The sequence below is a fragment of the Nonomuraea sp. NPDC050404 genome (genome assembly GCF_040655495.1).
Taxonomy (GTDB): Bacteria; Actinomycetota; Actinomycetes; order Streptosporangiales; family Streptosporangiaceae; genus Nonomuraea.
In genome coordinates, this window is sequence record NZ_JBFAKB010000001.1 from 792,588 (window position 1) to 817,126 (window position 24,539).

Consider the following 24,539-nt stretch of genomic DNA (forward strand, 5'->3'; position numbering starts at 1 on the left):
ATCACATCCCCCCGGCGATCCGCGTGAACTCGTCCAGCGCCCCCTGGAACGCCTCGGGCCCGACCGCGAGCGGACCCGCGAAGGCGCGGGAGATGTCCCATGACAGGTAGGTGCCGAAACCGAGCAGCGCCGCCGTGGCCACCAGCGGCAGGATCGCCAGCCCGCGCGGCCTGGCCCCGGCCAGGAACGGGAAGACGATGACCAGCACGCCGGTGAGGATCGTCAGGAACAGCAGGCCCTCGGGCGGCGAGGCGGCGGCGTCGGCGGTGCGCTGGGCGCGGGCCGTGGAGATGGCGCTCATGTGCTCCAGCACCGTGGCCTTGGCGTCCTCCTCCTCGTCGTCGCCCGTCTGCAGCGCGTTGACCCGGCCGCGCAGGTCGTCGATCCGCTCGGCGCCCACCGGGTGCATCTTGCCCTCGGCCATGACCGGCCATTCCTCGCGCACCACGAACGCGACGTAGTCACGCAGCGACCTGCGCACCTCCTCGGGCGCCGAACCCGGCAGGCCCGAGGCGGCCCAGTAGGCGTCGACCGTGGCCTGGCTCTCGGTGTGGGTGTTGAGCCGCGCGGCGTCGGCCGTGGTCCACGGCACGATGATCGCGATGGCGAACACCAGCAGGAACATGGCCGACAACATCGCCCCGGCGTGGGCCGCGGATGGGCCGTTGGGATCCCGGTCCTCGCCTGCCGTCTTCACCCGCCTGAAAACCAAGGCGGTGAGCGCAACCGCGCCCACCGCCGCCATGATCGAGAGCGCGTACGCCACCATGAAGATCTCCCGAACCGCTGTGGATACGTAGTGTCACATTACTATCACACAGTGCAATGATGGCGTCAGGTCCTGAAAGGTAAAGTCCCGGGCAACCCCACTCTCCGCGCATCGGGCCGGCGGGATGGCCGGGACCGGGGTCGTGCGGCCCCGTGAACCGCACGACTCCGGTCCGGCCGTGCGCGCGCCGATCGCGCGCGGACCCGCGGCGGACCGCCGGGGAAGCCGCCGCCGCGGGCGGGTGCGCGGGCGTCCGTACCCCGGGCGCATCGCCCGGAGAAGCACCGCTGCAGGCGCGCCACCCGGGAGGGAACCCGGGAAGGAACCCGGAAGGAACAGGTGAAGGTGCCCCGGGGCGATCCCGCATGGCTACCTTGCGGCACCGCCCCGGTGGCCGCCGGACCCGGCGCCGGCATGGCGAGGACCGGCGCTGCGACGTGGCAGCTGCTCCACGGGGGCCGGCGGGCACCTTCCCCTGCGCGGCGAAGACCCTGGCCGTCCCTCCGCGAACGGCCGGAAGGTCTCCACCTGCGCCCCTCCCACGGGGGACGCCTCACATGATCTGGCTTTGCCGGCCGCGGCGCTTCAGGGACCGTCCCAGGGATTACCCCGGGAGTAGGGCCCTTCGAGCTCGCGCAGCAGTTCCAGCCACCCGTGGAACGGCACGGCGCAGTCGCAGCCCTCGCGCGTGACCAGCCCGTGTATGCCGTCCGGGGCGTACTCCATATCCACGATGAACCGCATCACTCCTCCCGGCTCACCGCGAGCGTAGGGAGGCGTACGGCGGACGGGCACCTGGGGATAACCCCTGATTTTCGCCCAGACTCTGGACAGGAGACAGCCAAGTGTTACTTGAGGGGCCCGCCCCGGCACGGAAACGTTAGAGCCAGGGAGTCGGGAGGCCGGCATGGCTGAGCCGATCGTGGCGTTCGTAGGGCGGGATCACGAGCTGGGCTGCCTGGGGGAGGAGTTCGTGCGCGCCCGCGCCGGGCTGCCCAGGCTCGTGGTGGTGGAGGGGCCGGCGGGGATCGGGAAGACGACCCTGGTGCATCGGTTCCTGGTGGGGTGCGGGGCGAACGACCTGCTGTTCACCGATGGCGACGAGGGTGAGCAGCTGCTGGCGTACGGGACGCTGACGCGGTTGTTCGGCGGGGCGGGCGGGCTGCCGCCACCGCTGGCGGAGCTGGGGCTGGCCGATCCGGCGGCGCTGCCCGACCCGCTGGCGGTCGGGGCGGCGCTGCTGGACGTGGTGAGCGAGCGGCAGCGCAGCGAGCCGCTCTGCCTGGTCGTGGACGACGTGCACTGGGCGGATGAGCCGACGTTGCGGGCGCTGACGTTCTGCCTGCGCAGGTTGCGCGTGGACCGGGTGCTGGCGGTGCTCATGCTGCGCGACGCGGCGGCGCTGGCGGGCCCGGAGGGGCTGCTGCGGCTGGTGACCGCGGACACGACGCGGCGGTTGCGGTTGTCCGGGCTGCGTACGCCCGAGGTCGGGGCCCTGGTCAGCGGGCTGGGCGGCGGCGCGGTGTCGCAGCGCGGGCTGGCGCGGCTGGTCGAGCACACGGAGGGGGTGCCGCTGCACCTGCGGGCGCTGCTGGAGGAGGTGCCCGCGGCGGCGCTGGACGACCTGGGGCAGCCGTTGCCGGCGCCGCGCTCGTACGCGCTGCTGGTGCTGGCGAAGGTGGCCAGGTGCGCGCCGCCGGTCCGGGAGCTGATCAGCGCGGTGAGCGTGCTGGGCCTGTCGTGCCCGCTGCACCTGGCGGCCAGGGCGGCCGGGGTGGAGGAGCCGCTGCAGGCGCTGGAGCAGGCGGTGCGCGAAGGCGTGCTGCTGGAACGCTCCTCCGCGCGCGGCCCGGTGGCGGCCTTCGCGCACCCGCTGGACCGCGCGGCCGTCTACCGCGACCTCGGCCCCGCGCACCGCTCGGCGCTGCACGCGCGGGCCGCGCTGGTGGCGGACGGCGAGCAGGCGCGGCTGCGCCACCGCATCGAGGCGGTGGCGGGCCCGAGCCCGGACCTGGCCGGCGAGCTGGCGGAGCTGGGCAGGGCGCAGGTACGGCTCGGCGCGTTCGGCAGCGCGGCCGAGCATCTCAAGGCGGCGGCGGAGTTGTCGGGCGATCCCGCTCCGCTGGCCGCGGAGGCGGTGGAGGCGCTGCTGCTCGACGGGCGGGTGGAGGAGGCCGCCAGGCTGATCGCCACCCTGCCGGAACGGGCCCACCCGGCGGTGCGCGGCTATGCGCAGGGGCACCTGGCCATGGTGCGCGGCCACGTCGAGGAGGCGCGCGCGCACCTCGTCACCGCCTGGGAGCGCGCGGGACCGCCCGAGTCGGGCCTGGCCGCGCGGGCGGCGCAACAACTCGCCATGCTCTGCCTGGTCAAGGCCGAGGGCAGGCAGGCCGCCCGGTGGGCGGAGCGGGCCAGGAACTCCCCCGGCTACCGCTTCAGCGTCGACTACAACCGCTACACCCTGCTCACCGGACTGGGCATCTCCGGACAGATCGACGCCGCGCTGGCGGCCACCGCGGACCTGCCCTCACCCTCGTCGGCGTCGATCGCGGAGCTGGACGCGCTGCTCGGCCGCGGGGTGCTGCGCATGTGCAGCGACGACCTGGCGGGCGGCCTGGCCGACCTGTCCGGCGCGGTCGCGGCCTGCGGGGAGCGCTCGGTGCCCTTCCGCATGCTCGCGATGGCGATGCTGGGGCAGGCCGAGTACCGGGCGGGCCGCTGGGAGGACGCCGGCCTGCACGCCGAGACCGCCGCCTCCGTCGCCGACGACGCCGACCAGCGGTGGCTCTCGCCCGTCTGCCACGCGCTGGCCGCCCTGGTCCCGGCCGCGCGCGGCGACTGGATCGCGGCGGAGTCGCACGTGGAGGCGGCCGTTTCGGGCAAGGGCGCGAGCGTGGAGGCGGTGGCCGCGCTGGCGTACTCGTGCAGCGCCGCCGCCCACCTGGCCGCCTCCAGGGGCGACCACGCCCGCACGGTGGAGGCGCTGGAGCCGCTGCTGTCGGTGAAGGTGCACGACATCGTGTACGAGCCCGGCATCGTGCAGTGGCTCGACCTGCTGATCGACGCCCTGGTGGCGCTGGGCGAACTGGAGCGCGCCGAGGTGCAGCTGGCCGGGATGGAGCGGCTGGCGGGGCGGCGCGGCAGGCGTTCCGCGCTGGCTGCGGCGGCCCGGTGCAGGGGCGGCCTGCACGCGGCCAGGCACGAGAACGAGCCCGCCGAGTCGGCCTTTGCCGCCGGGCTGACGCACTCCGGGGTGGCGGGGTCGCCGTTCGACGAGGCGCGGTTGCGGCTGGCGTACGGGAGGTTCCTGCGCAGGCTGGGGCGGCGCAGGCAGGCGCAGTCGCAACTCGAACTGGGGCTGGGGTTGTTCGCGCGGCTGGGGGCGCTGCCGTACATGGATCGGTGCGAGCGGGAGCTGAGCGCGTGCGGGCTGCCCAGGGCGGAGTCCGGGACCTCGCCGCTGATGCGGCTGACGCCGCAGGAGCAGGCGGTGGCGCGGCTGGTGGCGACCGGGATGACGAACCGGCAGGTGGCCAGGGAGCTGGTGCTGAGCGTGAAGACCATCGAGTACCACCTGGGCAACGCGTTCGCCAAGCTGGGCGTGAACTCCCGGGTGGCCCTGACCACGAAGATCCAGGCCCGCGTGGACTGAGCGCGGGGGACCATCGGCGCGTGGGCTGAACGCGAGGGCTCTTCAGCCCGGCGACTGAGCGCGCGGGCTCTTCGGCGCGTCGGGCCGAGCGCGCGGGGGCGGGCCTCAGGGATCTTCGGGGTTTGCTCGTTTACGCTGGTCACACGGTGAGTGGGGGGCGTCGTGGATCAGTTCGTGCTGCTCATGCTGGTGTTGCTGGGCGCGCTGATCACGGTTCCGCTGGGCGACCGGCTGGGGTTGCCGTCGCCGGTGCTGATGACACTGCTGGGCCTGCTGCTGGCCGTGCTGCCCTTCGTCCCGAACGTGGACGTGCCGCCCGGCATCGTGCTGCCGCTGCTGCTCCCGCCGCTGTTGTACGCGGCCGTGCAGCGCACGTCCTGGCGGCAGTTCGCGGCCAACTGGCAGCCGATCTTCCTGCTGGCCGTGGCGCTGGTGTTCGTGACGACGGCGGCGGTGGCGGCCACCGCGCACGCGCTCGTGCCGGGGCTGCCGCTGGCCGCCGCCGCGGCGCTGGGCGCGCTGGTGGCGCCGCCCGACCCGGTCGCGGCCACGGCGGTGGCGGGGCGGCTCGGGCTGCCCAGGCGCATGGTGTCGCTGCTCGAAGGCGAGGGCCTGTTCAACGACGTGACCGCGATCGTGCTCTACCACGTGGCGATCGCGGCGGTCGTGACCGGCTCGTTCTCCTGGCCGGGGGCGCTGGGCGAGTTCGTGTTGTCGGCCGTGGTGGCGGTGCTCGTGGGGCTGGCGATGGGGTGGCTGGGCGGGCGGCTGATGGGCTGGCTGGGCGATGCCACGCTGCAGGTCGGGCTGTCGCTGGTGGTGCCGTTCGTGAGTTACGCGCTGGCCGACGAGCTGCGCGGCTCCGGTGTGCTCGCCGTGCTGACCAGCGCGTTCTATCTGAGCGACCGCATGCTGGACGCCGACGACGTGTTCGGCAGGTTCGCCTCGACGACGTTCTGGCAGGTCGTGGACACGCTCGTGACGGGGGTGGCGTTCGGGCTGATCGGGCTGGAGTTGCACGCCGTGCTGGGCACCGTGCACGGGCGGCTCGGGACGTTGCTGGCCTGGAGCGCCGCCGTGGTCGGGGTCGTGGTGCTCGTACGGCTGCTGTGGCTGCTCCCGGCGGCCTGGCTGGCCAGGAGACTGGCCGGGAAGGTGTGCGGCGCCGGGCAGGAGGACACCGAGATCCCGCTGAGCTGGCGCGAGACCGTGGTCATGTGGTGGGCGGGCATGCGCGGGGTGGCGTCGGTGGCGCTGGCGCTGGCCATCCCGCTGGAGACGGACGACGGGGGGCCGTTCCCCGAGCGGGCGGTGATCGTGTTCATCGCGTTCTCGGTCATCCTGGCGACGCTGGTCGTGCAGGGGCTGACGCTGCGGTGGCTGGTGGGCAGGCTCGGGGTCAAGGCCGACACGGCGGCCGAGCGGGAGCTGGAGAAGCGGCTGGCCGTGCGCGCGGCCAAGGCGGCCAAGCGGCGGCTGCGGGAGATCGACGAGGCCGAGGACCTGCCCGACGACGTGGTGGAGGTGCTGCAACGGCGGATGATGGACCTCGGGATGCGGATCAGCCCGGAGGCGGCCGACGAGGAGCGGCGCGAGGCGTACGAGCAGCGGGCCAGGCGGGTGCGGCTGCTGCGCCGGGTGGAGACCGAGATGATGTCGGCCGCCAGGCAGGCGGTGCTGGCGGCCAGGCGCGATCCGAGCGCCGACCCGGCGGTGGTGTCGCGGGTGCTGCGCCGCCTGGACGCCAGGAGCCTGCGGTGAAGCCGAGCGGACGGGAAAAGCCGTGACAGTGTGTGACGGTTCGCGGCAAAGGGTAGTCAATGAACATGCTGCGCATCGGCACATGGAGGTCTGCCGAGTCGGTCGACGTCGTCGCCTGCGGCTGGCACGACAGCGGCCCGGGACCGTACAGGACCGGCATCAGGCTCATCTACGCCGGCGACGGCCCGATGCCGGAGTTCCCGGGGCTGCGGGTCTGCGCCCGGCCCGCGCGAAACGCCGAGGAGATCGCCGGGCTGCTGTGCGCGGGGCTGGACGTGGTGCTCACCGCGCCCGGCTGCTGCCCCGCCGCGCCGGTGGTGGCGGCGGGCATGTGGCACTACGGCTGGACGAGGGACGATGAGGGGCCGCTGGCCGGGGCGACGGCGGCGGGGCTGGCGCTGGTGGCGCGGCCGGGGCCGTGCGCGGTGGAGATCTGGCGCGACGGCCGCAGCTCCTTCGACACCCTGCACGCCGGAGCCCGCTGATCGCCGGGTAGGCCATCACCACCAAAACGAGCGCCCTGTTAGTGCGCCCGGACGAATCGCGGACGGCCGGGGATGGCATACCGTCGGCCATGGAGCCGAGCCATGAGGAAAGGGCGGCATGTTGATCGAGGTCAGAGAGCTCCACGAGATGGCGGAGTTCGAGCGGGTGCACGCGCTCTTCGATGACATCTGGCATTTCAGCCCCGGCGAGCCGCCCATCACCCTGGAGCTGATGCGGGCGCTGTCGCACGCCGGCGGCTACGTGGCCGGCGCGTTCGACGGTGACCGGCTCATCGGCGGCTCGACGGGGTTCCTCGCCGCCGGCGGCGCGCTGCACTCGCACGTCACGGGCGCGACGCGCCGGGGCGCCGGGTTCGAGCTCAAGCAGCACCAGCGCCGCTGGGCCCTGGAGCGCGGCCTTGAGCGGATCACCTGGACCTACGACCCCCTGGTGCGCCGCAACGCGCACTTCAACCTCGCCAAGCTGGGCGCCAGGCCGGTGGAGTACCTGCCGTGCTTCTACGGTGTCATGTCCGACGCGGTCAACCAGGGCGACGAGTCCGACCGGGTGCTCGCCTCCTGGCCGCTGGCCGCGCCGCACGTGGCGGCGCTGGCGCGGCTGGAGCCGTACGTGACGCCGGTGCCCGCGGACGCGGTGGTGGCGCTGGCCGACGAGGGCGGGCGGCCCGTGCCGGGGTCGATGGACGCCGACGTGCTGCTGGTCGCGGTGCCCGCCGACATCGAGGGGCTGCGCCGCGCGGATCCGGGGGCGGGCAAGGCGTGGCGGCACGCCGTACGTGATGTGCTGGGGGGTCTGATGGCGGAGGGCCGCAGGGTCACGGGGTTCTCAGGGAAGTCGCACTACATCGTGGAGAGAGCGTGAAGATCACTGGAGTAGAGCTGCGGCGGATCGCGATGCCGCTGGTGGCGCCGTTCCGCACCTCGTTCGGCACCGAGACCTCCCGCGACGTGCTGCTGGTCAGGGTGGTGACGCCGGACGCCGAGGGCTGGAGCGAGTGTGTGGCCATGTCCGAGCCGCTCTACTCCTCCGAGTACGTGGACGGCGCCGCCGAGATGATCCGCCGTTTCCTGCTGCCCGCGCTGCCGAAGAACGTGCGCGCGCAGGACGTCGGCCGCGCCCTGGAGCCGATCAAGGGCCACCGGATGGCCAAGGCGGCGCTGGAGACGGCCGTGCTGGACGCGCAGTTGCGGGCGGCCGGCGAGTCGTTCGGGGAGTTCCTCGGCGCGGCCGGGACGCGGGTGCCGTGTGGCGTGTCGGTCGGCATCATGGACTCGATCCCGCAACTCCTGGACGCGGTGGCGGGCTACCTCGACGAGGGTTACGTCCGCATCAAGCTGAAGATCGAGCCCGGCTGGGACGTCGAGCCGGTCCGCGCCGTCCGCGAGCGGTTCGGCGACGACGTGCTGCTGCAGGTGGACGCGAACGCGGCCTACGCCCTGACCGACGCCCGCCGCCTGGCCCGGCTGGACGACTTCGACCTGCTGCTGATCGAACAGCCGCTGGCCAACGACGACCTGGTCCAGCACGCCAAGCTGGCGACCCAGCTGCGGACGCCGATCTGCCTGGACGAGTCGATCGAGTCGGCCGAGCACGCCGCCGCCGCGATCGCGCTGGGCTCGTGCTCGATCATCAACATCAAGCCGGGCCGGATCGGCGGCTACCTGGAGGCGCGGCGGATCCACGACCTGTGCCGGGCCAACGGGATCGCGGTGTGGTGCGGCGGCATGCTGGAGACGGGCCTCGGGCGGGCGGCAAACGTGGCGCTGGCGGCCCTGCCCGGCTTCACGCTGCCCGGCGACACCTCCGGCTCGCGCCGCTACTACGCCACCGACGTGACCGAGCCGTTCGAGCTGGTGGACGGCCATCTGGAGGTGCCCACGGGGCCGGGGATCGGGGTCGAGCCGATCCCGTCGGTGCTGGAGGAGGTCACGACCTCAACGGAGTGGATCACCTTCTGAGCCTGGGGACCGCGGCCAGCAGGGCGCGCGTGTACTCGTGGGCGGGCTCGCCGACGACCTGTTCGGCGGGCCCGACCTCGACCAGGCGGCCCCGGTGCATGACGGCCACGACGTCGGCCACGTACCGGACGACGGCCAGGTTGTGCGAGATGAACAACATCGTCAGCCCCAGCTCCTCGCGCAGCCCGCGGATCAGGTTCAGCACGGCGGCCTGCACGGACACGTCGAGCGCGCTGGTGATCTCGTCGGCGACCAGCAGCTCCGGGTTCCCGCCGAGGGCGCGGGCGATCGCGACACGCTGGCGCTGCCCGCCCGACAACTCGCGCGGGTAGCGGCCCGCCAGCTCGGCGGGCAGCCGCACCAGGTCGAGCAGCCGCGCCACCTCGCCCGCCCCGGCGCCCTCCGCGATCGTCGCGGCGACGGTCATGCGGGGGTCGAGCGAGGCGTACGGGTCCTGGAACACCATCTGCGTGCGCGGCGCGCCGGTCACGCTGCCGGTGTGGGGCACGAGCCCGCACACCGCCCTGGCCAGCGACGACTTGCCCGACCCCGACTCCCCGACGAGCCCGACGACTTGGCCGTCGGGGATCTCCAGCGTGACATCGTCCACGGCGGTGAAGCGGCCGAAGCGCACGCTCAGGTTCTTGATGATCATTTGACCTCCCAGCAGGCGACCCGCTGCCCGGGGTCGTGGGCGACGAGTTCGGGGCGTTCCGTCTCGCACCGCTCGGTGGCCAGGGCGCATCGCGGGGCGAACGCGCAGCCGGCGCCGACCTGCGCGGGACCGGGCTGGCTGCCGGGAATGCCGGCCAGCGGCCGGTCGCGGTCGGTGTCCAGCTCGGGCAGGGAGGCGATGAGCGCCTTGGTGTACGGGTGCGCGGCCCCGGTGACCAGGCGGCCGGCGGGCAGTTCCTCCACCACGCGCCCGGCGTACATGACGACGACCCGGTCGCACAGCTCCCCCACGACGGCGATGTCGTGGGAGATGAACAACGTCGCCGCGCCGGTCTCCTCGACGACCTCGCGCAGCAGCCGCAGGATCTGCCGCTGCACGGTCACGTCCAGGGCCGTCGTGGGCTCGTCGGCGATGATCAGGCGGGGCGTGCCCATGAGGCCCATCGCGATGACGGCGCGCTGCCGCATGCCGCCGGACAACTCGTGCGGGTGCCTGGCGGCCAGCGCGGCGGGCTCGGGCAGGTGCACCTGGCCGAGGCGGTCCACGGCGCGGCGGCGGGCCTCGGCGCGGCCGGCGCCCTCGTGCACGACGGCCACCTCGGCGAGTTGCCCGCCCACCTTGAGCGCCGGGTTGAGCGCCGCGAGGGGGTCCTGGAACACCATGGCGAGCCTGGTGCCGAGCTCCCTGTCGGTCAGCGCGGCCACGTCCTCGCCGTCGAGGCGCAGCGCCGCGTGCGTGACCCTGCCCGGGTAGGGCACGAGCCCGCCGATGGCGGCGGCGGTCAGGCTCTTGCCGCTGCCGGACTCGCCCACCAGGCCGACGATCTCGCCGGGCGCCACGGTCAGCGACAACTCGCGTACCGGCGTGACGCCGCCGGGGAAGGCGACGGTCAGGTCGCGCACCTCCAGCACGGCGCCCGGTTCCGGCTCGCCCGCCGGGCCGGGCGCGGGCGGCCCCGCGGCCTGCCCCCGGGCCTCGGACGTCCGCGCGGCGGCCTTGGCCAGGGCGTCGCCGAGCAGGTTGAAGCCGATTCCGGCCAGCGCGATGGCGGCGGCGGGGCCGAGCGCCACCTCGGGCGTGACGTAGATGCGCGGGAACCCGTCGAACAGCAGCCGTCCCCAGTCGTACTGCGGCGGCTGCACCCCGAGCCCCAGGAACGACATGCCGGCCAGGCCGAGCAGCGCGCCGCCGAACGCCTGGGCGAGGTTGAGAATCAGCGGCTCGGCGATGTTGGGCAGCACGTGCCGGGTCAGGATGCGGCGGCGGGGCACGCCCAGCATGCGGGCGGCCGAGACGTAGTCGGCCCCGGCGATCCTGGCGGCCAGCGTCTGGGTGAGCCTGGCGAATCCCGGCGCGATGGCCGCCCCGATGCCGAGCACCGCGCCCCGCGCGCCCAGCCCGGTGACGACCGCGGTGAACATGGCCAGCAGCAGCCCGGGGAAGGCCACCAGCGCGTTGACGGTGCCGGTGGCCAGCCGGGCGGCGCGGGCGGGCAGCACCGAGGGGAGCGTGCCGAGCACGACGCCGGCGACGGCGCCGATCAGCGTGGCGGCCAGGGCCAGCAGGAGCGAGAACCGCCCGGCGACCAGCACCCTGGCCAGCAGGTCGCGGCCGAGGTTGTCGGTGCCGAGCGGATGTCCCGGCGACGAGCCCTGGAGTATGGCGCCGGCGTCGATGCGGTCGGCGGCCTCGCCCCAGACGATCGGGCCGGTGACGGCCAGCACCACCATGATCGCGACGATGAGCGCCCCGGCGGCTCCGGGCACGTTCCTGCGCAACCAGCCCATCAGGCCTCCTTGATCGCCGACGTCGGGTCGAGCGCGCCGAGCGCCAGATCGACGGCGAGGTTCACGACCAGCACGATGGCTCCGTAGACGAGGATCACGCCCTGGGCCACCGGATAGTCCTTCTGCGTGATCGACTCGACGATCTTCAGCCCGAGCCCCGGCCAGGCGAAGACGTACTCGACCAGCACGCCGCCGGCGATGAGCGAGCTCAGCAGCAGCCCGCCGACGGTGAGGGTGGCGGTGAGCGTGTTGGGCAGCACGTGCCGCACGTGCAGCCGGGCGGCGGGCAGCCGTTTGGCCCTGGCCAGCCGCACGTAGTCCTTGCCCAGCTCGCGCTGGGTCTCCACGCGGGCGATCCGGGCGATCATGGCGGCCGGTCCCGTGGCCAGGGCCAGCACGGGCAGCACGTACGTGGCCGGCCCCGCCTTGCCCGCGGGCGGCAGCCAGCCGAGCGCGATGGCGAAGACGGCCACGAGCGCGATGGCGTACAGGAACTCGGGCACGGCCACGGCGGTGCCGGTCGTGGCGCTGAAGGTGAGGTCGGTGCCGCGGTTGCGGCCGTTCTCGGTGCGGACGGCGGCCCACATGCCCAGCGGGACGGCCGCCAGCAGGGCCAGGACGGTGGCGAGCAGGGCCACCGCGAGGGTGTTGGGCAGGCGGGTCACGATGACCTCGCCCACGGGCTCGCCCGTGAGGAAGGAGGTCCCGAAGTCGCCGGACAGGACGCCGGTGACGTAGGTGAGGAACTGCTCCGGCAGCGGCCGGTCGAGGCCGAGCGCCGCCCGGCGCGCCTCGACCAGCTCCACGGGCGCGGCGGGGCCCAGGGAGGCGCGCACGGGGTCGCCGGGGATGAGGTGGATCATCGCGAACGACACCACCATGAGCACGGCCAGCGACACCAGGAAGCGCACCAGCCGCCGCACGCCGGGACGGCGGCTCATCGATCAGCCTCCCTGGGTGAGCCGGATGGAGGTGGGCACGAACAGGCCGGCGATCTGCTCGTACGTGGCGCCCTTGGCGGCCTGCAGGACGGTCTGCTCGACCACGGGCACCAGGTCGGCGTTCTCGATCAGCGCGGTCTCGGCCGCCAGCCACTGGTCGCAGCCCTCGGCGGCGGGCACCTGGCCGGCCTTGGCGACGAGCGACTCGTACTTGTCGTTGGCCAGGTGCGCGAAGTTGGCGCCCTTGGGGGCGGCGGGGCCGGACATGAAGCCGATGAGCTGGCTGGGCAGTTGCAGGCCGATGGGCAGCCAGACGACGTCCCAGTCCTGGGTGACGTTGATCGACTCCGACAGCTTGGTGTCGATCTGGCCGTTCAGCTTCACCTCGGCCCCGGCCTTGCGCCAAGCGGTGGCCAGGTACTCGGCGGCGGCCTGCGTACCGGCTCCGCGGGTGGTGGCGTACAGGTAGCGCAGGGTCAGCCGCTTGCCGTCCTTGACCCGCACGCCGTCGGAGCCCGCCCGCCAGCCCGCCGCGTCGAGCGCCGCGGCGGCGGCCGCCGGGTCGTGGGCGGGCACGTGGCCGCTGATGGAGTCGCCCTGGCAGGGGCGCGGGTGCAGGACGAGGCCCGTGGCGGGTTTCCCGGTGCCGCTGGAGGCGATCCCGGACAGCTCCTTCAGGTTGACGGCCTGGGTGAGCGCCTTGCGTACGGCCGGGTCCTTGGCGGGCCGGTCGTCGCCCTGATGGTAGAAGAACTGGCCGTTGGCCACCGACTCGACGATCTTGCGGACGCCGGGGGTGGCCTCCAGGCGGGTGCGGTCGGGGCCGTACAGGGTGACGCCGTTGACGGAGCCGGCGACGAGCAGGTTGGCGGCGGTCTGCTCGTTCGGCACGACCTTGAGCACCACGGTCTCGGGAACGTCCTTGGCGTTGGCGCCGTTCTGGCCCCAGACGTACTCCCTGCGGACCTTGAACGTGTAGTGGTCGCCCGGCACCGCCTCGGTCAGCTTGTACGGGCCGCTGCCGGAGGTCGAGCGGGCCAGCAGCGAACGGTCCTTGACGCCCTTGCCGCACACGACGAAGATGCTCCGGGCGTTCTCCAGGATGAAGCTGAACGGCTTCGGCATGGACAGGGCCACGGTGCCGGCCGCGTCGTCGGCCTCGGCCTTCATGCCGGTGGGCATCAGCACGCCGTAGATGGGCGACTTCGTGGCGGGATCGGCGATGTGGTTGACGCTGGCGGCCACGTCGGACGCCTTGACCGGGGAGCCGTCGGAACAGGTGGCGTCCTTGCGCAGGGTGAAGGTGACCTTGTCCGGCTCGACCGCCCACTTCTCCGCCAGGGCCGGCACGACCTTGCCGTCCTTGGTCACGCCGATCAGGGTGTCGTAGGCGAGCGAGAGCGTGGTGATGGTGACGTTCAGCACGGCCCCCGCGGGGTCGAGCACACCGGGGTCGGAGGGGAGCGCGTAGGTGAACGTGCCGCCCCCGGCCGGCCCGCCGCCCCCTTCCGCGCCTCCGCAGGCGGCCGCGAGCAGGGCGAGCGCGGTGAGGGCCGCCGCTTGTGGTGTTCTCATGCGGTACTCCAGACAGCAAGGGGGGAGGGCACCACCCTTGCCGGTCGTCCGGGGCGCGTGCTTCGTGCCCGGTCACGAAAAAGCCGGGCTTCCTAGTGCCGTCGGCCGAAGACCCGCATCTGTAGTTGCACGGTGAGCCGCGCGTCGGGGTCGCTCAGGTCCAGGCGCCCTATCTCGACCAGGCGCTTGAGCCTGTAGCGGAAGGTGTTGGGATGCACGTGCACGCGGGCGGCGGCCACGCTCACGTCGCCGAACGCGTCGAGGTAGGCCTCCAGCGTGGCGGCCAGTTCCGTGCCGTGCTCGGCGTCGTGGTCGAGCAGCCGCTGGAAGGGGCCGGTCGGCGCCTGCTCCTCGGCGGCGGCCACGTCGGCGACCTGGAGCAGCAGCGACTCGAAGTGCACCTCGGCGTACCCGGCGGCCTGACCGGCGACGCCCCGGGTGCGCAGCACGCGCAGGGCGCGGTCGGCGTCGGCGCGTGACCTGGCGACCTGGCCGAGGCTGAGCGCCAGGCGGCCGACGCCGATGTTGGCGGCGTGCCGGGGACCGACCCTGGCCAGGAAGCTCTCGGCCACGCGCACGGCCCTGGCCTCCTCGTCGCCGCCGGGCGTCAGGGGCAGCACGGCGTAGGCGACCGAGCCCGCCAGCGCCGCCGCGGCCTTGGGATGGATGGCGGCGACGTGCAGCGCGAGCGCGTCGCAGAAGCGCTGCCGGTCGCTCTCGGCACGTGCGCTGTCGGCGGCGTGATCGGCCGGGTGGTCGGCGGGCCCGCCACCGTTCGGATCGTGGGTGAGCTGGGCGGCCAGCACGCACAGGTGGGCGGTGGCGATGCCGAGGCGGCCGGCCGCCTCGGCCGCGTCCGCCCCGCCCGCCAGCACCGTGGACAGCAGGTCGGCGCGCAGCCGGCGCTGGGTGTCGGCCCCGGCCCGCTCGTGCAGCAGCCGCAGCGCCACGACCTTGGCGGCGTCGGCCAGCGCGCGCCGCCGCTGCGGGCTGAGCGGCTCGCGCACGGCCACCCAGATGGAGCCGAGGATCTCGTCGCCGGCCCGCACCGCCATGGCGGCCCTGTCGATCACGTTGCCGTCGTCGAGCTCGATGTGGATGGGCTCCTGGCTCTGGTAGAGCCGTTTGAAGGCGCCCTGCTCGTCGAGCAGGCGCAGGTAGCGCTCGGGCACCTGGCGGCCGAGCACGGTCTCGACGCGGCCCTGGTCGGCCTCGTCCTGCCGGCCGGAGTAGGCCAGCACCCGCGAGGACCTGTCCTCGATCGTGACGGGCGCGTCGAGCAGCGCGCACACGGCGTTGGCCAGGGCGAACAGGTCGCCGTGGGCGTCGTCGCCGGACTCGGCCAGCTCGCCCTCGGCCAGCAGCGACCGCAGCAGCGCCGCCACCTGCGCCCAGGAGGCGGCCCTGGTCAGGCCGAGCACGGCCACGCCGGTCTCCAGGACCACGGCGCGTACCCGTTCGTCCACGTCCACGGGCAGCTTCACCACCACGCCCGCCGCGTGCGGGACGCGGGCGAGCAGCCCGAGGATGTCGCCCGCGCCCTGGACGCCGACGGCGAGCACGATCGCGCCCGCGGGCACGATCAGCTCGTCGAGCGGGTCGTAGACGTGCACACCGGTCACCTCGGCGTCGAGGTCGCCGGGCGAGGCGGCCACGTCGAGCACGGTCGTGCCCAGGTCGTGGATGATCCGCCCGAGGCTGGCGCGCGGGCGGTCCCTCATGAGGTCACGATAGTGCACGCCGCCGCGCGCCCGTTTCAGCCGGTTTTCGGGGTCGCGCGGGCGCCGAGGTGCACGTACGGGGAGCCGTCGGGCAGCTCGAAGAACACCGCGGACATCCACTCGGGCGAATCGGGCGTCTTGAAGACGAACGTGGTCTCGTCCACCGCGGTGAGCTCGCACTCCTGCGGCTGCTGCAGCCCGGCCAGCGCGCCGGTGGGCTCCATCCGCAACCACGGCGCGCCGTCCCGCAGCGACACCGTGATCCTGGCGCCCGCGCGCTCGTAGAGGCCGGTGTAGCGGGCGGCGTCCACCTCGACCGGCGTCCCGGGCGGGCCCAGCACGGGCGGCACGGTCAGGCCGTCGAGCTCCTTGAACAGCTCGGTGGCCACGGCGCGGGTGAAGGCGCCGGTGTGGCCGCCGTTGGCGGCGGCGCACACGATGGTGCCGGTGTCCGGCACGGCCCAGAGCATGGCGTGCTGGCCGATGGTGTTGCCGCCGTGGGAGATGACCCGCCGGCCGTCCCACTCGTCGACGATCCAGCCGATGCCCCACTGGCGGCCCAGCGTGTACGGGTTCGGGATGTCCACCTGCGGCTCCCACATGGCCCGCGGGTCGTCGAGCAGCCCGCCCTCCAGGTGCGCCCTGGCGAAGGACACCACGTCGGCGGGCCGGGCGCAGATCAGGCCGGCCGGTCCCGCGGAGCGCATGAGCCCCCACACCGGGGCGGGCGCGCCGTCCACGTGGCCCATGGCGGCGCGGAAGCGCAGCACGTCCTCCGGCAGCGTCCAGGTGTGGGTGAGGCCGAGCGGCTCGATGATGTCCTCGCGCAGCACGTCGTCCCAGCGCTTGCCGGTCAGCCGCTCCAGGACGCGCCCCGCGACGGTGAAGCCGGAGTTGCAGTAGGACTGGGTGACGCCGAGCGGGTGGTTCTGCACCAGGTCGGCGCAGGCCGCGACGTACTTCTCCACGCAGTCGTCGCCGCGCCCGGTGTCCAGGAACAGGTCGCCGTCGATGCCGCTGGTGTGGCTGAGCAGGTGCCTGATCGTCACGGTCTTGGTGACCTCGGCGTCGGCCACCCTGAACTCGGGCAGCACCTGCGCGACGGGGGTGTCGAGGGTGAGGTTGCCCCGCTCGATCTGCAGCATGAGCAGCGTGGCGGTCCAGACCTTGGTGATCGAGCCGATCTGGTAGAGCGAGTCCGTGGTGGACTCGACGCCGGTGGCGGTGTTGAGGGTGCCGGCGGCGAACTCGTGCAGCTCTCCTTGGTGCAGGTACGCCAGCGCCGCGCCGGGAACCTCGTACTCGGCGATCAGCTCGGGGAGCCGCTGACCCATTGCTCCAGCCACGCGATGATCCTTTCGTTGTAGTCGAAGCGGTGTGAGGGCCGGCCGTTCAGGATGAACAGGTGGGAGGCCCCCGGGTAACGCACGAGCCTGGCGGGCACCCGCCGCTCGCGCAGCGCGGTGAACCACTGCTCGGCCTGGCCGACGGGGCACCGGTCGTCGTTCTCGCCGTGCAGGAGGAGGGTGGGCGCGGTGACCTCGCCGACGCGGGTCAGCGGGGACTGGGCGGCCAGGTCTCCCGGGCATTCGTACGCCGTGATCGCGTGCCCCATGTCGGACGTGCCGGACATGCTGGTCAGGTCGGTGACGGCGCCTCCGGCGATCGCCGCCTTGAACCGGTCGGTGGCGCCGCTCAGCCAGCACGTCATGTAGCCGCCGTAGCTGTAGCCGGTGACGGCCAGCCGGTCGGGGTCGGCGACGCCGTCGGCCACCAGCGTGTCGATGGCGGCCAGGAAGTCCTGGGTGTCGGCGAGCCCCCAGGAGCCGACGGCGGCGGTGTAGAACGCCTCGCCGTAGCCGTCGCTGCCGCGCGGGTTGAGCGCGAGCACCGTCCAGCCCTTGGCGGCCAGGGCCTGGTGGTAGAGGTGGAAGCCGTCGAGCACGGGGGTCCAGGCGTTGTGCGGGCCGCCGTGGACGTCAAGGAGGAGCGGGCCCGGGGCGGTGGCGTTCTCGTCGCGCAGCAGGTAACCCTCGACCTCGGTGCCGTCGGGGGCGGTGAAGGTGCGGCGGACCGGCACGTACGGGTCCAGGTCGGCGATCGCGTGATCGGTGAGCCGGCGCGCGGTCGTCCCGCCCGGCTCCAGGAGGTAGACCTCGCCGGCGCTGTGCGGGGTCGCGGCCACGTAGGCGACCCGGCCCGCCGCGGTGCTCGCGCCCGCCACGCTGACGTCCTCGGGGACGATCTTGCGGGCGAGTTCGCCGTCCGGGATCCGGTACAGGTGCGTGCAGCCGCCGTCGCGCACGCAGAACAGCAGGTCGCCGTCGCCGAGCAGGGCCGGGGAGGCGCCGGGGTAGCCGGGATGGCCGGTCATCACGTTGCGGTCCAGGCCCGTCTCGACCTCGGCCGCGCCGCCTGGACCCAGCGTGTACAGGCGGGTGTGGCCGACGGGGTTGCCCTTGAGCGCGGCGGTGACCAGCCGCTCGCCGAGCCACCACACGCCGGCGCAGATGAGCCCCGGCTCGGTCAGCCGCTCCGGCTCGCCTCCGGTGGCGGGCAGGACATATACGGCGCCGCCCGGCCGCAGGTCGCGGTCGTCGTCCGGGTTCGCCACGTACGCCAGCCGCGTGCCGTCCGGCGACCAGGACGGCGCCCCCGCGTGGAAGTCGCCCTCGGTGACCTGCCGCGTCTCCCCCGACCAGACGTCCGTCACGAACAGGTGCGTGGTGATCCCGCGCAGCAGCCCGCTGCCGTCGGCCTTGTGGTCGAGCCGGTCGGCGACGACGGGCGCGTTCGGGTCGGGCGCCCGGCCGCCGGGGCCGACCGGCCCGGCGTAGGCGATCCGGGTCCCGTCCGGCGACCAGCACGCGGGACCGGCGCCGAGCGCCGCCCCGGTCAGCAGGCTCGGCTCGCCGCCGTCCATGGGCAGCAGGTGCAGTTGCGGCGCGCCGTCCACCTGCCGCAGGAACGCCAGCCTCCGCCCGTCGGGCGACCAGCGGGGCGCGCTGCCCTCGGCCAGGCGGCGCGGCTCGGCGCCGGGGACGGCGAGCCAGATCTCGGTGTGGTTCTCGTCGGCGTCCCGGTCGATCGTGGTGAGCGTGTACGCGACCGCGCCGCCGTCCGGACGCAGGGCCGGGTCAGAAGGCACGGCGAAGCGGAAGAGGTCGTCGAGGTCGATACGAGGCATATCGAAACCGTAGGGCACCCGTACCCCATCTGCTTCGGTCTGCACGACGAACACCGGGCCCCGCGTTGTGTCCCACGCCAACCCGAGGGGCCGTGTGGGGCTCTGGTCGGGGACAATGAAGAAGAGGACGTTAGGGTGAAGATCCTCCGCCGGTTTCGGCAAGACTCACTCCCCGAGCAGCGGACCCCGCAGGGTGCCCGAAAGATTGGATGGTCAGCCATGGTTGGCAAGCCGGAACGGCAGGTGGCCGTGTTCGGTGCCGGCTACATCGGTCTGGTGACCGGTGCCTGCCTCGCCGAGCTGGGTCACCGGGTGGTGATCCGGGACATCAACCCGGAGAAGGTGGACCTGCTGCGCTCCGGCGACGTGCCGATCTACGAGCCGGGCCTCGGTGACATGATCGCCAGGAACAAGGAACGCCTGACCTTCACCCTGGATCTGCGGGAGGCGCTGGACGGCGCGGAGGTCGCGTACGTGTGCGTGGACACTCCCCCGTCGCCCTCCGGCGACGCCGACCTGTCGCGGCTCTGGACGGTCATCAGGTCCCTGGAGGGCGCCGAGCACCTGAAGGCCGTGGTGGTGAAGTCGACCGTGCCGGTGGGCACCGGCGCGCGGGTGCGGGCCACGCTGGACGAGGCGGGCCTGACCCACGTCGGCTACGCCGCCAACCCGGAGTTCACCGCCGAGGGACGGGCGGTCAGCGACTTCATGCGCCCCGACCGCATCGTCATCGGCTCCTCCGACGAGGCCACCGCCACGCTGATCTCGGAGCTGCACGACGGCGTGGACGGGCCGGTCGTGGTGATGGACGTGCGCTCGGCCGAGATGGTCAAGCTGGCCTCCAACGCCCTGCTCGCCACGAAGATCAGCTTCATCAACGAGATCGCCACCCTGTGCGAGAAGACCGGCGCCGACGTCGAGGAGGTCGCGCACGCCGTCGGCCTGGACCACCGCCTGGGCACCCACTTCCTGCGGCCCGGCATCGGCTGGGGCGGCTCCTGCTTCCCCAAGGACTCCGAGGCGCTGCGGCAGCTGGCCAGCAACACCGGCTACCACCTGCAGCTCCTGTCGGCCGTGATCGAGGTCAACAACCTGCAGAAGCGCCGCGCCATCCAGAAGCTGAAGGACGAGCTGGGCACGCTGGCCGGCACCCGGGTGGCGCTGCTCGGCCTGACGTTCAAGCCGGGCACCGACGACATGCGCGAGGCCACGAGCACGGTGCTGGCGAGCCGGCTGCTGGCGGAGGGCGCCGAGGTGCGCTGCTGGGATCCGATGGCCCGCCCGGCCGAGACGGACCCGTGGACCTCGACGACCCGCCACGACACGCCCGAGCTGGCGCTGGAGGGCGCCGACGCGGCGATCCTGGTCACCGAGTGGCCGCAGCTCACCGAGGTCGACTGGGCCAAGGCCGCCGCGGCGATGCGCCGCCCGGTGCTCTTCGACGGCCGCAACCTGCTCGATCCGGCGCGGATGCGCGCCCTGGGGTACACGTACATGAGCGTCGGGAGGCCGTAGTCCGCGCGGAATAATCCGTTGCGGTGCGGCGCTGTAGCCCGCACCATGTTGCTCATGTTCCTGCACGCTCACCTTGCGACGCCCGCGGCACTGCTGCCCGGCGCGTTCGAGCGTGCCTGCGACGGCCTGGAGCGCTGACCTCTTCCCGTTAGTCCCGGAGTGACCCGGCGGGGGGAGGTTGACGACCCTGACGGGTCACCGAGGCTTCGAGATCGCAGAGAAGGAATCATGGCCAAGCAGGCCTACGTACGTAACAAGCCGCATCTCAACATCGGCACGATGGGGCACGTCGACCACGGCAAGACCACGCTGACCGCGGCCATCACCAAGGTGCTGGCGGAGCGCGGGCAGGCCACGTACACGCCGTTCGAGCGGATCGACCGGACGCCTGAGGAGGCGTCCAGGGGCATCACGATCAACATCTCGCACGTCGAGTACGAGACCGCGACCCGGCACTACGCCCACGTGGACATGCCCGGGCACGCCGACTACGTGAAGAACATGATCACGGGGGCGGCGCAGCTCGACGGCGCGATCCTCGTCGTGTCCGCGCACGACGGGATCATGCCGCAGACCAGGGAGCACGTGCTGCTGGCCCGGCGGGTCGGCGTCGAGCACCTGGTCGTGGCCGTCAACAAGGCCGACGGCGCCGACCCGGAGCTGATCGACCTGGTCGAGCTGGAGCTGGGCGACCTGCTGACCGAGCAGGGCTACCACGGCGTGCCGATGGTCCGGGTGTCCGGGCTGCGGGCGCTGGAGGGCGACCCGGTCTGGACGGCCTCGGTCGAGGCGCTGCTCCAGGCGGTGGACGAGCACATCCCCGTGCCCGTGCGGTACGTGGACGCGCCGTTCCTCATGCCGGTCGAGAACGTGCTGACGGTCACGGGGCGGGGAACCGTCGTCACCGGCGCCATCGAGCGCGGCACGGTCCGCGTCGGCGACACCGTCGAGGCGGTCGGGTTCGGTGACGGGTTCTCCGCGGTCGTGACGGGCGTGGAGACGTTCGGCAAGACGATGGAGCAGGGCGAGGCCGGCGACAACGCCGCCGTGCTGCTGCGCGGGGTTCGCCGCGAGCAGGTCCGGCGGGGGATGGTGCTGGCCGCGCCCGGCAGCCAGCAGGCCCGGGGGTCGTTCACCGCGCGCGTCTACCTCCTGACGCCGGAGGAGGGCGGGCGGCGCCGGCCCATCGGCTCCGGGTACCGGCCGCAGTTCTACCTGCGCACGACGGACGTGCCTGGTGAGCTGGTCCTGCCCGGCGGTGACGGCGCCAGCCCGGGTGAGACGGTCGAGGTGTCGGTGGAGCTGGGCAAGGCGGTCGCGGTCGAGCCGGGGCTCGGCTTCGCGATCCGCGAGGGCGGCCTCACGGTCGGCGCGGGCACGGTACTCACCGTCCCGTAGCGGCGCTCACCGGCCGACGGTGCTCGCCGGGTGCTTCGAGGAGGGCCGGGTCCCGCGTTGTGCGGGGCCCGGCTTTTTCGCGTTATCGGGGGTCGAAGCGGACCCTGAGGGTGGCGCGGCGGGCCAGCAGGTCGTAGGCGGGCAGCGTGCCGGGGCCGCAGGTGGCCGTGCCGATGCCCTGGTGGGCGAGGTCCAAGTGCAGGTGCACCCGCTCCCCCGCCACCAGGTCGGGCCGGTGACGGGCCGCGGTCAGCTCGGCGTTGCTCCAGCGGCGCGCGGTCAGCGCGAACGTGGGCTCCCCCGACACCCGGAACCCGCCCAGCTCGGCCCACCGCACCTCACCCCGGCGCCCGTTCTCCTGCGGATACACGTACGGCGTCTGCAGCTCCTCCACCGTGGCCGACCAGCGGCCCAGGCGGGCACCCAGACCCGTGTCCGGGTACATCTCCCCCGGCCCCAGCCCGAACCACGTCACCCGGTCCACCGCCCGGCCCGGCAGCGTCATCGTCACGCCGAGCCGCGGGATCGGGGTGCGCCAGTCGCCCTGGGGCTCGATGTCCAGCAGCAGCCGCAGCCCGCCGTCATACGTCCACCGGTACGTCGCGATCATCCCGAGATCGGTGGCGGCCGCCGCGACCCGGGTCCGCACGGTCAGCCCTTCGGCTCCCTCGCCGGCCGAGACGTCGTCCACCCGGTGGGTGAGCCGGTGCAGGCCGAGCCCGCGCCACTGGCTCTCCAGGCCGCCGTACCTGTCGTTGTCGGTCGGAGCCCGCCACAGGTCGAGCCGCGGCCCCTCCACCTCCGTGCCGAACAGCCGCACGAGCCGTCCGGTGGCCGCATCGAACGCGCAGTCGCCCGCGACCAGCCGCCCGGCACCCGCAAAAGCCCCAGTGGAAGACCCAGCGGAAGACCCGGTGGAAGCCCCGGCGGCCTCGGGCGGCGCGGCGCTGTCGCGCACGAACGCCACGATGGTCTCCACCGGCCGGTCCGCGGGCCGCGCCAGCAGCGCCTGTCCCCAGGCGACCTCGTGCCCGGCCGCCGCCCACGGCTGGTCGGCGGCCAGTTCGGCGCGTACGGTCAGCCAGCGCTCGCCGGACGGGCCGGCCGACAGATCGGGCAGTTCGCACACGCCGCCGTCGGCGGGCACGTCGAGCCGGTGCTCGGCGATGGTCTCGCCCTCGACCTGCACGGTGGCCGTGAAGCGCAGCAGGGACAGGTCCGTGAAGCCGTAGCCGTTGACGACCCGCACCACCCCGTCGCCGAACTCGAACCTGACCGGCTCGAACACCTTCTTCAGGTCGATCAGGCCGGGCGAGGGCGTACGGTCGGGGAACACCAGCCCGTCGATCACGAAGTTACCGTCGTGCACGGGCTCGCCGTAGTCGCCGCCGTAGGCGTACCCGAGGCCGGGATGCGCCAGCCCGTGGTCGATCCACTCCCAGATGAACCCGCCGGCCAGCCGCGGATACCGCTCGAACAGCTCCTGGTACTCGGCCAGCCCGCCGGGCCCGTTGCCCATCGCGTGGGCGTACTCGCACTGCAGGAACGGCATCGCCCGCCGCCGCGCGTCCAGCCCGGGATCGTCCAGGGGGTCCTCCTCGCGCCGGCCGATGGCCTCGACCTCGGCGTGGGAGGCGTACATGCGGGAGTAGACATCGGTGTGCGCGCAGGAGCGGTCGCCCTCGTAGTGCAGCGGCCTGGAAGGGTCGCGCTCGCGGGTCCAGTCGGCCATGACGGCCAGGTTGCGGCCCACGCCGGCCTCGTTGCCCAGGGACCACATGATGACGCTGGGGTGGTTCTTGTCGCGTTCGACCATTCTGCGCATGCGGTCGAGCAGCGCGTCGGCGTAGCGCGGGTCGTCGGTGGGGTTGGCGCGCCAGCCGACCTGGCCGAAGCCGTGGGTCTCCAGGTCGCACTCGTCGATCACCCACAGGCCCAGCTCGTCGCACAGGTCGAGGAAGTCCGGGTGCGGCGGGTAGTGGCTGGTCCTGACGGCGTTGACGTTGTGCCGCTTCATGAGCAGCACGTCCTCGCGCATCGTCCCGTACGGCACCGCGCGGCCGTGCTCGGGGTGGAACTCGTGCCGGTTGACGCCCTTGAGCAGCAGCGGGCGGCCGTTGGCCAGGAGCACGCCGTCCTCGATGGAGATCGTACGGAAGCCGACGCGCAGCCGTACCGTCTCCTCCTGGCCGCTCACCACGGCCTCGTACAGGCGCGGCGTCTCCGCCGTCCACGGCTCCACGTCCACCGTGACCTCGCCGCCCGGCTCCAGCCCCGCGACGCCCAGCTCGGGGACGCTCAGCGTGCCCGAGCCCTCGGCGAAGGTCAGCGTGCCCCTTCCGCCGCCGTCGTAGGCGGCGCGGACGAAGACGTCCGCGGTGGAGCGGGTGAGGGTGACGTCGCGGAAGATGCCGGGCAGCCACCACATGTCCTGGTCTTCGAGGTACGTGGCCGCCGACCACTGGTGTACCCGCACGGCCAGCACGTTACGGCCCGGACGCAGGTACGGCCCGGCGTCGTACTCGACGGGCAGCCGGCTGCCGGTCGAGAAGCCCAGCTCGTGGCCGTTGAGCCAGACGCGGGCGAAGGACTCGGCGCCCTCGAACCGCAGCCGGCCGCCCGTCCAGCCCTCGGGCAGGTCGAAGGCGCGGCGGTAGTCGCCGGTCGGGTTCTCGTCGGGGACGCGCGGCGGATCCATCGGGATCGGGAAGGAAACGTTGGTGTAGGCCGGGGCGCCGTGGCCGTGCAGGACCCAGTGGGACGGGACGGGGAGGTCGTCCCAGCCCGCGTCGTCGTAGTCGGGGCGGGCGAAGTCGTCGGGGACGTTCGCGGCGGGCGACAGGCGGAAGCGCCAGGTGCCGTTGAGGTCGATGGCGGGGGCGTCGGAGCGGAGTGCGGCCCTGGGGGCGAGGCGGCCGGATCCGGGGGTGAAAGTGTGGAGGTCCATTTCCGCCGAGCCTAAGGCTTCACCCCGCCCCCGTCAGCGATGGGCCCCTCCAACGCCCGCCCGCCCCATCGACGCCCGGCACCCGGCCGCCCCTCCAGCGCCCGGCTGCCCCTTCAGCGTCCGGCCCTCCAGCGGCCCGCGCCCC

The 24,539-nt window shown here is 73.5% G+C and carries 17 protein-coding genes; 7 read left to right on the top strand and 10 right to left on the bottom strand.

Annotated features, from left to right (window positions below; genetic code table 11):
* Position 1 precedes the first annotated feature (1 nt).
* Both AB0I81_RS03535 and AB0I81_RS03540 read right to left on the bottom strand, forming a co-directional pair.
* Positions 2-769, bottom strand: coding sequence for a hypothetical protein (locus tag AB0I81_RS03535; protein WP_360649185.1), 768 nt, complete (start codon positions 767-769; stop codon positions 2-4).
* A gap of 585 nt (positions 770-1,354) precedes the next feature.
* On the bottom strand, positions 1,355-1,513 hold the full coding sequence (locus AB0I81_RS03540) for a hypothetical protein (RefSeq protein WP_360649188.1): 159 nt from the start codon (positions 1,511-1,513) through the stop codon (positions 1,355-1,357).
* A gap of 163 nt (positions 1,514-1,676) precedes the next feature.
* Here AB0I81_RS03540 and AB0I81_RS03545 point away from each other — a divergent pair, with 163 nt between their 5' ends.
* The 5 genes from AB0I81_RS03545 to menC all read left to right on the top strand — a co-directional run bounded on the left by AB0I81_RS03545 (position 1,677) and on the right by menC (position 8,647).
* Complete coding sequence (locus AB0I81_RS03545) at positions 1,677-4,421, top strand: AAA family ATPase (protein WP_360649191.1); 2,745 nt, start codon at positions 1,677-1,679, stop codon at positions 4,419-4,421.
* Between the two features lie 162 nt (positions 4,422-4,583).
* On the top strand, positions 4,584-6,182 hold the full coding sequence (locus tag AB0I81_RS03550) for a Na+/H+ antiporter (protein WP_360649194.1): 1,599 nt from the start codon (positions 4,584-4,586) through the stop codon (positions 6,180-6,182).
* 59 nt (positions 6,183-6,241) lie between these two features.
* Positions 6,242-6,667, top strand: a complete 426-nt coding sequence (locus tag AB0I81_RS03555; RefSeq protein WP_360649197.1) for an acyclic terpene utilization AtuA family protein — start codon at positions 6,242-6,244, stop codon at positions 6,665-6,667.
* Between the two features lie 118 nt (positions 6,668-6,785).
* Positions 6,786-7,550 (top strand): GNAT family N-acetyltransferase, encoded by a 765-nt coding sequence (locus AB0I81_RS03560; protein ID WP_360649200.1) that lies wholly within the window; start codon positions 6,786-6,788, stop codon positions 7,548-7,550.
* A complete protein-coding gene (gene menC, locus AB0I81_RS03565; RefSeq protein ID WP_360649203.1) occupies positions 7,547-8,647 on the top strand; it encodes an o-succinylbenzoate synthase in 1,101 nt (366 codons plus the stop codon). Before AB0I81_RS03560 ends, menC begins: the two co-directional genes overlap by 4 nt.
* Here the strand turns inward: menC and AB0I81_RS03570 are convergent.
* The 7 genes from AB0I81_RS03570 to AB0I81_RS03600 all read right to left on the bottom strand — a co-directional run bounded on the left by AB0I81_RS03570 (position 8,637) and on the right by AB0I81_RS03600 (position 18,534).
* A complete protein-coding gene (locus AB0I81_RS03570) occupies positions 8,637-9,302 on the bottom strand; it encodes an ATP-binding cassette domain-containing protein (protein ID WP_360649206.1) in 666 nt (221 codons plus the stop codon). The genes menC and AB0I81_RS03570 overlap by 11 nt on opposite strands.
* Positions 9,299-11,110, bottom strand: a complete 1,812-nt coding sequence (locus AB0I81_RS03575) for a dipeptide/oligopeptide/nickel ABC transporter permease/ATP-binding protein (protein WP_360649209.1) — start codon at positions 11,108-11,110, stop codon at positions 9,299-9,301. Before AB0I81_RS03575 ends, AB0I81_RS03570 begins: the two co-directional genes overlap by 4 nt.
* A complete protein-coding gene (locus AB0I81_RS03580; protein WP_360649212.1) occupies positions 11,110-12,051 on the bottom strand; it encodes an ABC transporter permease in 942 nt (313 codons plus the stop codon). The genes AB0I81_RS03575 and AB0I81_RS03580 overlap by 1 nt, the downstream gene beginning before the upstream one ends.
* A gap of 3 nt (positions 12,052-12,054) precedes the next feature.
* Positions 12,055-13,626, bottom strand: a complete 1,572-nt coding sequence (locus AB0I81_RS03585) for an ABC transporter substrate-binding protein (protein ID WP_360649215.1) — start codon at positions 13,624-13,626, stop codon at positions 12,055-12,057.
* A 92-nt stretch (positions 13,627-13,718) separates the two neighbouring features.
* The gene (locus AB0I81_RS03590) at positions 13,719-15,347 is read right to left on the bottom strand and encodes a helix-turn-helix domain-containing protein (RefSeq protein ID WP_360649218.1); all 1,629 of its coding nucleotides are present in this window, start codon (positions 15,345-15,347) and stop codon (positions 13,719-13,721) included.
* A gap of 35 nt (positions 15,348-15,382) precedes the next feature.
* Positions 15,383-16,693 (bottom strand): serine hydrolase domain-containing protein, encoded by a 1,311-nt coding sequence (locus AB0I81_RS03595; protein ID WP_360649221.1) that lies wholly within the window; start codon positions 16,691-16,693, stop codon positions 15,383-15,385.
* Positions 16,657-18,534 (bottom strand): S9 family peptidase, encoded by a 1,878-nt coding sequence (locus AB0I81_RS03600; RefSeq protein ID WP_360649224.1) that lies wholly within the window; start codon positions 18,532-18,534, stop codon positions 16,657-16,659. The genes AB0I81_RS03595 and AB0I81_RS03600 overlap by 37 nt, the downstream gene beginning before the upstream one ends.
* A gap of 219 nt (positions 18,535-18,753) precedes the next feature.
* On the opposite strand from AB0I81_RS03600, the gene AB0I81_RS03605 reads away from it, so the two are divergent.
* Positions 18,754-20,049, top strand: a complete 1,296-nt coding sequence (locus AB0I81_RS03605; protein ID WP_360649227.1) for a UDP-glucose/GDP-mannose dehydrogenase family protein — start codon at positions 18,754-18,756, stop codon at positions 20,047-20,049.
* Between the two features lie 228 nt (positions 20,050-20,277).
* Complete coding sequence (tuf, locus tag AB0I81_RS03610; RefSeq protein ID WP_360649230.1) at positions 20,278-21,447, top strand: elongation factor Tu; 1,170 nt, start codon at positions 20,278-20,280, stop codon at positions 21,445-21,447.
* Between the two features lie 82 nt (positions 21,448-21,529).
* Here tuf and AB0I81_RS03615 read toward each other — a convergent pair whose 3' ends face one another.
* Positions 21,530-24,394 carry a glycoside hydrolase family 2 TIM barrel-domain containing protein gene (locus tag AB0I81_RS03615; protein ID WP_360649233.1) on the bottom strand — a complete coding sequence of 955 codons (2,865 nt, stop codon included), beginning with the start codon at positions 24,392-24,394 and terminating at the stop codon, positions 21,530-21,532.
* Positions 24,395-24,539: the final 145 nt, after the last annotated feature.